Source organism: Streptomyces sp. NBC_00224 (genome assembly GCF_041435195.1).
In the GTDB taxonomy this organism is placed as follows: Bacteria; Actinomycetota; Actinomycetes; order Streptomycetales; family Streptomycetaceae; genus Streptomyces.
Map to the genome: position 1 here is coordinate 3,987,707 of NZ_CP108106.1, position 9,794 is coordinate 3,997,500.

Annotated in this window: 7 protein-coding genes and 2 rRNA genes (1 of these 9 cut by a window edge); 5 read left to right on the forward strand and 4 right to left on the reverse strand. The window is 67.9% G+C overall.

Going from position 1 to position 9,794, the window contains the following annotated elements; genetic code table 11:
* Window position 1: 1 nt before the first annotated feature.
* Entirely contained in the window at window positions 2-691 is a 690-nt protein-coding gene (gene mtrA, locus OG965_RS17695; protein WP_188278465.1) for a two-component system response regulator MtrA, read from the reverse strand.
* 4 nt (window positions 692-695) lie between these two features.
* Complete coding sequence (mtnA, locus tag OG965_RS17700; RefSeq protein ID WP_371653052.1) at window positions 696-1,844, reverse strand: S-methyl-5-thioribose-1-phosphate isomerase; 1,149 nt, start codon at window positions 1,842-1,844, stop codon at window positions 696-698.
* A gap of 155 nt (window positions 1,845-1,999) precedes the next feature.
* Between mtnA and OG965_RS17705 the strand changes: the two genes are divergently transcribed.
* The 5 genes from OG965_RS17705 to OG965_RS17725 are packed head-to-tail and all read left to right on the forward strand — an operon-like array spanning window position 2,000 to window position 7,462.
* The gene (locus OG965_RS17705; protein ID WP_371653053.1) at window positions 2,000-3,238 is read left to right on the forward strand and encodes a hypothetical protein; all 1,239 of its coding nucleotides are present in this window, start codon (window positions 2,000-2,002) and stop codon (window positions 3,236-3,238) included.
* 28 nt (window positions 3,239-3,266) lie between these two features.
* Window positions 3,267-3,959: a DUF4129 domain-containing protein gene (locus tag OG965_RS17710; RefSeq protein ID WP_371653054.1), complete on the forward strand. Its 693-nt coding sequence runs from the start codon at window positions 3,267-3,269 to the stop codon at window positions 3,957-3,959.
* Window positions 3,956-5,161: a DUF4350 domain-containing protein gene (locus OG965_RS17715; protein WP_371653055.1), complete on the forward strand. Its 1,206-nt coding sequence runs from the start codon at window positions 3,956-3,958 to the stop codon at window positions 5,159-5,161. Before OG965_RS17710 ends, OG965_RS17715 begins: the two co-directional genes overlap by 4 nt.
* Window positions 5,158-6,141: an AAA family ATPase gene (locus OG965_RS17720; protein ID WP_371653056.1), complete on the forward strand. Its 984-nt coding sequence runs from the start codon at window positions 5,158-5,160 to the stop codon at window positions 6,139-6,141. The genes OG965_RS17715 and OG965_RS17720 overlap by 4 nt, the downstream gene beginning before the upstream one ends.
* Before the next feature lie 10 nt (window positions 6,142-6,151).
* Window positions 6,152-7,462, forward strand: coding sequence for a DUF58 domain-containing protein (locus OG965_RS17725; protein WP_371653057.1), 1,311 nt, complete (start codon window positions 6,152-6,154; stop codon window positions 7,460-7,462).
* Between the two features lie 103 nt (window positions 7,463-7,565).
* On the opposite strand, the gene rrf is transcribed toward OG965_RS17725, so the two are convergent.
* Window positions 7,566-7,682 (reverse strand): 5S ribosomal RNA (gene rrf / locus OG965_RS17730).
* A 77-nt stretch (window positions 7,683-7,759) separates the two neighbouring features.
* Window positions 7,760-9,794, reverse strand: a 23S ribosomal RNA gene (locus tag OG965_RS17735); it runs 1,089 nt beyond the window's last position.

Genomic DNA, 9,794 nt, shown 5'->3' on the forward strand with positions numbered 1-9,794 from the left:
GTCAGCTCGGTCCGGCCTTGTAACCGACACCACGGACGGTCACCACGATCTCCGGACGCTCGGGGTCCTTCTCGACCTTCGAGCGCAGCCGCTGGACGTGCACGTTGACCAGCCGCGTGTCCGCCGCGTGCCGGTACCCCCACACCTGCTCCAGGAGCACCTCGCGGGTGAACACCTGCCACGGCTTGCGGGCCAGCGCGACCAGCAGGTCGAACTCCAGCGGGGTCAGGGCGATGGACTGCCCGTCCCGCTTCACGGAGTGACCCGCCACGTCGATCACCAGATCACCGATCGCCAGTTGTTCCGGCGCCGGCTCCTCCGACCTCCTCAGGCGCGCCCGGATACGGGCGACCAGTTCCTTCGGCTTGAACGGCTTCACGATGTAGTCGTCCGCCCCGGACTCCAGGCCGACCACCACATCCACGGTGTCGCTCTTGGCGGTGAGCATGACGATCGGCACACCTGACTCGGCCCTGATCAGCCTGCAGACCTCGATGCCGTCCCGTCCGGGCAGCATGAGGTCCAGCAGTACCAGGTCCGGCTTGGCCTCACGGAATGCCGCCAGTGCCTTGTCGCCGTCCGCTACGAACGACGGCTCAAAACCTTCTCCACGCAGCACAATGCCGAGCATCTCGGCCAGCGCGGTGTCGTCGTCGACGACAAGGACGCGTCCCTTCATAAACGTCATCATCCCATTAGCTAATCGTTACCTGGCGTGACCTGGCACACAGCTCTCTCAGCCCACCCCCCGTCACGGGGGAGAGCACACCTTCCTCGGTGACTATCGCGGTCACCAGCTCGGGGGGCGTCACATCGAAGGCAGGGTTGTACGCCTGCGTCCCCAGCGGCGCCACGGGCAGTCCACCGCCGGCCCCCCACCCGGCCGCAGAGATCTGCGGTCCGGTGAGCTCCGTCACCTCCTGCCCGGGGCGCTGCTCGACCTCGATCGCCGCCCCGTCGGGGGTTTCCAGGTCCACCGTCGTGACCGGCGCCACCACGATGAACGGCACGTGGTGGTACTTGGCGAGCACCGCGAGCGGATAGCTTCCCACCTTGTTGGCCACCGACCCGTCCGCGGCGATCCGGTCCGCCCCGATCAGCACAGCGTCCACCTCCCCCGCCGCGAACAGCGAACCCGCAGCATTGTCGGTCAGCAAGCTGTACGCCATTCCGCTGCGGGCCGCCTCGTACGCGGTCAGTCTGGCTCCTTGCAGCAGCGGTCGCGTCTCGTCCACCCACAGCCGCCGCAGCCGGCCCGCCCGGTGCGCGGCCAGTGCCACCGCGAACGCGGTGCCCTCGCCGCCGGAGACCAGCCGCCCGGTGTTGCAGTGCGTGAGCACCCGGTGGCTGCCGCCGGGCAACAGCTCGTCGAGCAGTGCCAGGCCGTGCGCCGCCATCCTGGCACTGGCCTCCGCGTCGGCACGGTGCAGGGCCTTCGCGGCCGCCAGCGCCACCGCCCCGGCCTCCTGCGAACCCGCGCCCTTGTCGACGGCCGCCTGATACGCGCCCAGGGCCAGCCGGACCCCGTACCCGAGGTTCACCGCGGTGGGCCGCGCCGCCGCCAGCAGAGCCGCGGCCTCCTGCACGTCGTAGCCGCGCACCCCGGCCAGCGCCACCCCGTACGCCCCGGCGATCCCCAGCAGCGGCGCCCCGCGGACGGCCAGCGTCTGGATGGCGTGCACCAGCGCCGGCACATCCGTACAGACCAGCTCGACCTCCTCGGCCGGCAGCCGGGTCTGGTCGAGGAGCACCAGCACCGGCCCCTCCGGCGGCTCGTCCCAGCGCAGCTGTGCCAGTCCCGGCGGCTCGGAGCCCACGGTGGATCGCACCTCGTGATCGGCCATCCGCCCAGTCTGCCCGGTGAGCCGCCGACAATTGAAGGTGCTAACGAGATACGGGGGCCGGTCCGCGGCCCGGGACCGCATGGCACGATGGCTGCCAACCCCAACGAGCCGGCTCGCCGAGCTGGTCCCACGACCAATCCACGAGGTGGACGACCGTGAACGACTCTCCGGGCTGGGCTTCGCCCGGATCGGCCCCCTCCGACGGCGAGGACTCCGGCACGCCCGGGCAGCCCGAGCCTTCCGACCGGGCCCGCGCGTCCTCCCAGTGGTCCCGGAACCAGCCTCCGGCGGGCCAGTGGTCGCCTCCGGCCGCCACCCCGGGCCAGGGCACGCCCCCGCCTCCTCCGGGCCGTCCTGGGCCCCAGCAGGGCGGCTGGGGCCAACCTCCCGCTCCCGGCGGCAACTGGAACTCCGGCTGGGGCCCCGCGCCCGCCGCCAAGCCCGGCGTCATCCCGCTCCGCCCGCTCGGGGTCGGCGAGATCCTCGACGGCGCGGTGTCGACGATGCGCGCCCACTGGCGCACAGTCCTCGGCCTCACCATCACGGTCGCCGTGATCACGCAGATCGCGGACATCCTCGTCCAGCGCTACCTCCTGCCGGACCCTCCGGAGATCGACCCGAACGCCACCGGCACCGAGGCCATCGACCAGGCCTTCGACTCGCTGCGGTCGAGCCTGCTCAGCCTGCTGCCCATCGGCGTCCTCGCACTGATCGGCACGCTCTTCGTCACGGCGGTCCTCACCATCGTCATCAGCCGCTCCGTCCTGGGGCGCCCGGTGACGCTGCGGGAGGCCTGGGCGGAGGCCCGGCCGAGGCTGCTGCCCCTGCTCGGCCTCCTCGTGCTGCTGCCCTTGATGGCGGGCGCGGTCGTCGGCATCGGCATCCTCCCCGGGGCGCTCATCGGATCCGACGCGGGCGCGGCCCTGGCCGGGCTCGGCGGGCTGGCCGCCGTCGTGGTCGTCATCTGGCTGCTGGTCCAGTTCAGCCTCGCCGCCCCCGCGCTGATGCTGGAGCGTCAGGGCCTCGTCAAGTCCCTGCGCCGGTCCGCCAAGCTGGTCCGCGGCGCCTGGTGGCGGATCTTCGGCATCACGCTGCTGACGCTGCTCCTGACGTTCATCGTCTCGATGATCATCGCGATCCCGTTCACCGTGATCGGAACGCTCGTGGACGACGGCAGCGCCGGCAGCCTCTTCTCCGGGACCAGTTCCGACTTCGGCTGGCCGTTCCTGATCATCACCGGGATCGGCGCCGTGATCGGCTCGGCCATCACCTACCCGATCTCCGCCGGTGTGGCCGCGCTGCTCTACATCGACCAGCGCATCCGCCGCGAGGCCCTCGACCTCGATCTCGCCCGCGCCGCGAACCTGCCGGGCCACGAGACTCCCGGGAGCTGATGCGGTGTCCGCAGCGGGGGGCACAACCATGGTGCGACTGCTGGTCCGAGCGGCCGGCGAACCACCGGTGGACACTCCGCGCGTGCCCGCCCGCGAGGCGGCACGACGCGAACTGTCCAAACCGATGTACCACGAGAGCGACCCGAACCTCCTGGAGCGCGCCCTCAACCGGTTCTGGGACTGGGTCGGCGGCCTGTTCGACGCCGCCTCGGGCGCGGCCCCGGGCGGCGCGCTCGGACTGGTCGCCATCGCCGTGTTCGTCCTGGCCCTGATCGCCGCCCTGTGGTGGCGGCTGGGCACTCCGAAGCGCGCTGTCTCCACCGTCGGCACGGTCTTCGACGACCGCCCGCGCAGCGCCGCAGAGCACCGCGCCGCCGCCGAGGCCCACGCCGCAGCCGGCCGCTGGACCCAGGCCGTCCAGGAACGGATGCGCGCGGTCGTCCGCTCTCTGGAGGAACGCGCCCTCCTCGATCCGCGCCCCGGCCGCACCGCCGACGAGGCCGCTGCCGAGGCTGGGCGTCCGCTGCCCGGCCACGCCGACCGACTTCGCGCCGCCGCCCGCGAGTTCGACGACGTCACGTATGGGGGCCGTACGGCGAACGAGGCCGCGTACCGCCGCCTGTATGACCTCGACACCGATCTGGAACGTACGAAGCCGGATCTCAGCGCCCTCGCCCAGCGCCCCACAGCGCAAGCGACTGCCCGGGGAGCCGCCGAATGACCGGCACCCAGGCTCCCGCCAGCGCTGCCTCTCCCGCTTCCACGTCCACCGACGCGACGCCCCGTCAGATCTGGACGCGCACCCGCGGGCTGCTGCTCGCCGCCGTGATCCTCCTGGTCGCCGGGATCACCCTCGCCGCCACCCGCTCCGGCGACCAGCACGGCCGCCTCGACCCCCGGTCGGCAGACCGCTACGGCAGTCGCGCCGTCGCCGAACTCCTCAGGGGCCAGGGCGTCTCCACACGCGTGGCCACCACTCTCGACGAAGCCACCCGCGCCGCAGGTCCGGACACCACGCTCCTGGTCACCGTCCCCGATCTGCTCACGGCATCCCAGCAACACCGGCTTCACGCCGCCACCACCGAGTCCGGCGGACGCACCGTGCTGCTCGCCCCGGGCGCGCCCTCCCTTCCCGTACTCGCCCCTGGCGTACGGGAAGAGGGCTCGCTCCCGGTCAGCAACCGCGAGCCGAACTGCTCCCTGCCCCTGGCCGCCCGCGCCGGAAGCGCCGACACCGGAGGTGTCCGCTACACCGCCGACGGCCAGGCCGGCGACGCCTGTTACCCCGCAGGCGGACTGCCCACCCTGCTCCGGATACAGACTTCCGCTCACGGCGACACCGTCCTGCTCGGCGCCCCGGACATCCTCTACAACCACCGTCTCGACAAGCAGGGCAACGCCTCGCTCGCCCTCCAACTCCTCGGCTCCCGCCCCCATCTGGTCTGGTACCTCCCCTCGCTCGGTGATGTCTCGGCCACCGACGGCGGTGACCGCAGCTTCTTCGACCTCATCCCGTCCGGCTGGCTCTGGGCCACCCTCCAGCTCACCCTCGCGGCCGCCCTCGCCGCCATCTGGCGAGCCCGCCGCCTCGGCCCGCTGGTGACCGAGCAACTCCCGGTCGCCGTCCGCGCGTCCGAGGCCACCGAGGGCCGAGCCCGCCTCTACCGCAAGGCCAACGCCCGCGACCGCGCGGCCGACGCCCTGCGCTCGGCCACCCGCACCCGGCTTGCCCCCCTCCTGGGCGTGCCCGCCGCCTCGGCGCACGCGCCCGAACTCCTCGTCCCCGCCGTCTCCGCCCGGTTCCCATCAGCCGAACGGGACCTTCATGTCCTGCTCTTCGGCCCGGCCCCGGCCGACGACGCCGCACTGGTCCGCCTCGCGGACGAACTCGACGCCCTCGAAAGAGAGGTACGCACCTCATGAGCGACCGAACCCCGGCGACCGCAGCGAACCCGGACACCGCCCGCGCCTCCCTGGAGGCCCTGCGCGCCGAGATCGCCAAGGCCGTGGTCGGCCAGGACTCCGCCGTCACGGGCCTGGTCGTGGCCCTGCTGTGCCGCGGCCATGTCCTCCTCGAAGGAGTCCCCGGCGTCGCCAAGACGCTCCTCGTGCGTTCGCTCGCCGCTTCGCTCGAACTCGACACCAAACGCGTCCAGTTCACCCCCGATTTGATGCCCAGTGATGTCACCGGCTCTCTGATCTACGACGCCCGCACCGCCGAGTTCTCCTTCCAGGCCGGCCCGGTGTTCACCAATCTGCTGCTCGCGGACGAGATCAACCGCACGCCTCCGAAGACCCAGTCCTCTCTCCTCGAAGCCATGGAGGAGCGTCAGGTCACGGTCGACGGCACGCCGCGCCCACTCCCCGAGCCCTTCCTGGTCGCCGCTACGCAGAACCCCGTCGAGTACGAGGGCACCTATCCCCTGCCGGAAGCCCAGCTGGACCGCTTCCTGCTGAAGTTGACGGTGCCTCTGCCCTCGCGCGCGGACGAGATCAACGTCCTCGCCCGTCACGCCGAGGGCTTCAACCCTCGTGACCTCCAGGCGGCCGGAATCCGCCCGGTCGCGGGAGCTGCCGACCTCGAAGCGGCTCGCGCCGCCGTCGCCAAGACCTCGGTCTCCGCAGAGATCACCGGCTATGTCGTCGATATCTGTCGTGCCACGCGTGAATCCCCCTCACTCAGCCTCGGTGTCTCTCCCCGAGGCGCCACCGCTCTGCTCTCCACCGCTCGCGCCTGGGCCTGGCTCACTGGCCGGGACTATGTGATCCCCGACGACGTAAAGGCCTTGGCCCTCCCCACACTTCGCCATCGCATCCAGTTGCGTCCCGAGGCGGAGATGGAGGGCGTCACCGCCGACTCCGTCATCACCTCGGTCCTCGCCCACGTCCCCGTCCCCCGCTGAGACGGCGACCGTGGCTCTCACCGGACGCACTGCTCTGCTCGCCGCTCTCGGCTCCGTCCCCGTCGGCGTATGGGCCCCGAGCTGGGCGGGAATGCTCGCGGTCAACGCCCCCCTCACACTCGCAATGATGTGCGACTACGCCCTCGCCGCGCCAGTGCGAAAGCTTCAATTCACCCGAAACGGTGATACATCAGTTCGACTAGGTGACGCCGCTGAGGTCGTCCTCACCGTCACCAACCCCTCTGGACGCCCCTTGCGGGCCCAGCTCCGCGACGCCTGGCCGCCCAGCAGCTGGGCTTCCGACGCCGAACAGAACGCCTCCCGACACGCGTTGGCGGTTCCGGCCGGCGAACGCCGCCGCCTCACCACGGCTCTGCGCCCGACCCGGCGGGGCGACCGCCACTCCCAGCAGATCACCGTCCGCTCATACGGACCGCTCGGCCTCGTCTCCCGGCAAGGCAGCCACCACGTCCCCTGGACCGTGCGCGTGCTGCCGCCGTTCACCAGCCGCAAGCACCTGCCGTCCCGACTGGCCCGGCTGCGCGAACTCGACGGCCGCACCAGCGTGTTGACCCGAGGGGAAGGCACCGAGTTCGACAGCCTGCGCCCCTATGTCCCCGGCGACGACACCCGCTCCATCGACTGGCGCGCCACTGCCCGGCAGAACGCCGTCGCCGTACGCACCTGGCGGCCCGAACGCGATCGTCACATCCTCGTCGTCCTCGATACGGGGCGCACGTCGGCGGGCCGCGTCGGAGACGTCCCCCGCCTGGACGCCGCCATGGACGCCACTCTGCTTCTCGCCGCACTCGCCTCCCGCGCAGGCGACCGCGTCGACCTCCTCGCGTATGACCGTCGTGTACGGGCCCAGGTACAGGGCCGTGCCGTCGGCGAACTCCTGCCCTCTCTGGTCAACGCACTCGCGCCCCTAGAGCCCGAGCTGGTGGAAACGGATGCCCGAGGCTTGAGCACCGCCGCGCTCGCCAACGCTCCTCGGCGTTCCTTGATCGTGCTGCTGACCAGCCTGGACGCAGCCCCCGTGGAGGAAGGCCTGCTCCCCGTTCTCCCGCAGCTCACGAAGCGCCACACAGTCCTGGTCGCGGCGATTGCCGACCCCCACATCAAGAAGATGGCGGAGTCACGTGGCACTGTGGACGCCATTTACGAAGCGGCCGCTGCCAGCCGCACGCAGGAACAGCGACGCCGCACGGCTGAACAGCTGATGCGCCATGGCGTTACCGTCGTGGACGCCACCCCGGATGAACTTGCTCCGGCGTTGGCCGACGCATACCTGGAGCTAAAGGCTGCGGGCCGACTCTGATTGGGGCGGGTTGGGACAGAGGAAGTCCGACCTGAACGGGCCCTGAACGCAAAAATGCCTCAACCCCCGGCCCAAAAGGGCACGGGGGTTGAGGCTAAAGATTGTTCGGCGGCGTCCTACTCTCCCACAGGGTCCCCCCTGCAGTACCATCGGCGCTGAAAGGCTTAGCTTCCGGGTTCGGAATGTAACCGGGCGTTTCCCTAACGCTATGACCACCGAAACACTATGAAATTAACGATGCTGGTGTAGACACAGCTGTTCGTTATTTCAGAACTAACACAGTGGACGCGAGCAACTGAGGACAAGCCCTCGGCCTATTAGTACCAGTCAGCTCCACCCCTTACGAGGCTTCCACATCTGGCCTATCAACCCAGTCGTCTACTGGGAGCCTTACCCTCTCAAGGAGGTGGGAATACTCATCTCGAAGCAGGCTTCCCGCTTAGATGCTTTCAGCGGTTATCCTTTCCGAACGTAGCCAACCAGCCATGCCCTTGGCAGGACAACTGGCACACCAGAGGTTCGTCCGTCCCGGTCCTCTCGTACTAGGGACAGCCCTTCTCAATATTCCTGCGCGCGCAGCGGATAGGGACCGAACTGTCTCACGACGTTCTAAACCCAGCTCGCGTACCGCTTTAATGGGCGAACAGCCCAACCCTTGGGACCGACTCCAGCCCCAGGATGCGACGAGCCGACATCGAGGTGCCAAACCATCCCGTCGATATGGACTCTTGGGGAAGATCAGCCTGTTATCCCCGGGGTACCTTTTATCCGTTGAGCGACGGCGCTTCCACAAGCCACCGCCGGATCACTAGTCCCGACTTTCGTCCCTGCTCGACCCGTCGGTCTCACAGTCAAGCTCCCTTGTGCACTTACACTCAACACCTGATTGCCAACCAGGCTGAGGGAACCTTTGGGCGCCTCCGTTACTCTTTAGGAGGCAACCGCCCCAGTTAAACTACCCATCAGACACTGTCCCTGATCCGGATCACGGACCCAGGTTAGACATCCAGCACGACCAGAGTGGTATTTCAACGACGACTCCACAACCACTGGCGTGGCCGCTTCACAGTCTCCCACCTATCCTACACAAGCCGAACCGAACACCAATATCAAACTGTAGTAAAGGTCCCGGGGTCTTTCCGTCCTGCTGCGCGAAACGAGCATCTTTACTCGTAGTGCAATTTCACCGGGCCTATGGTTGAGACAGTCGAGAAGTCGTTACGCCATTCGTGCAGGTCGGAACTTACCCGACAAGGAATTTCGCTACCTTAGGATGGTTATAGTTACCACCGCCGTTTACTGGCGCTTAAGTTCTCAGCTTCGCCAAGACGAATCTTGACTAACCGGTCCCCTTAACGTTCCAGCACCGGGCAGGCGTCAGTCCGTATACATCGCCTTACGGCTTCGCACGGACCTGTGTTTTTAGTAAACAGTCGCTTCTCGCTGGTCTCTGCGGCCACCCCCAGCTCAGGAAGCAAGTTCCCTCACCGGTGATGGCCCCCCTTCTCCCGAAGTTACGGGGGCATTTTGCCGAGTTCCTTAACCATAGTTCACCCGAACGCCTCGGTATTCTCTACCTGACCACCTGAGTCGGTTTAGGGTACGGGCCGCCATGAAACTCGCTAGAGGCTTTTCTCGACAGCATAGGATCATCCACTTCACCACAATCGGCTCGGCATCAGGTCTCAGCCTTAATGTGTGACGGATTTGCCTATCACACGGCCTACACCCTTACCCCGGGACTACCACCGCCCGGGCTGGACTACCTTCCTGCGTCACCCCATCGCTTACCTACTACCACCTTGGATCGACGGCTCCACCACTTTCCTTTCCCCGAAGGGTCCGGAACGGCTTCACGGCCTTAGCATTAATGGATTCGATATTGGGCGTTTCAAAGCGGGTACCGGAATATCAACCGGTTGTCCATCGACTACGCCTGTCGGCCTCGCCTTAGGTCCCGACTTACCCTGGGCAGATCAGCTTGACCCAGGAACCCTTAGTCAATCGGCGCACACGTTTCTCACGTGTGTATCGCTACTCATGCCTGCATTCTCACTCGTGAACCGTCCACCACTAGCTTCCGCTGCGGCTTCACCCGGCACACGACGCTCCCCTACCCATCCATACGCCCGTTGGGGCTATGTGTATGAATGACACGACTTCGGCGGTACGCTTGAGCCCCGCTACATTGTCGGCGCGGAATCACTTGACCAGTGAGCTATTACGCACTCTTTCAAGGGTGGCTGCTTCTAAGCCAACCTCCTGGTTGTCTCTGCGACTCCACATCCTTTCCCACTTAGCGTACGCTTAGGGGCCTTAGTCGATGCTCTGG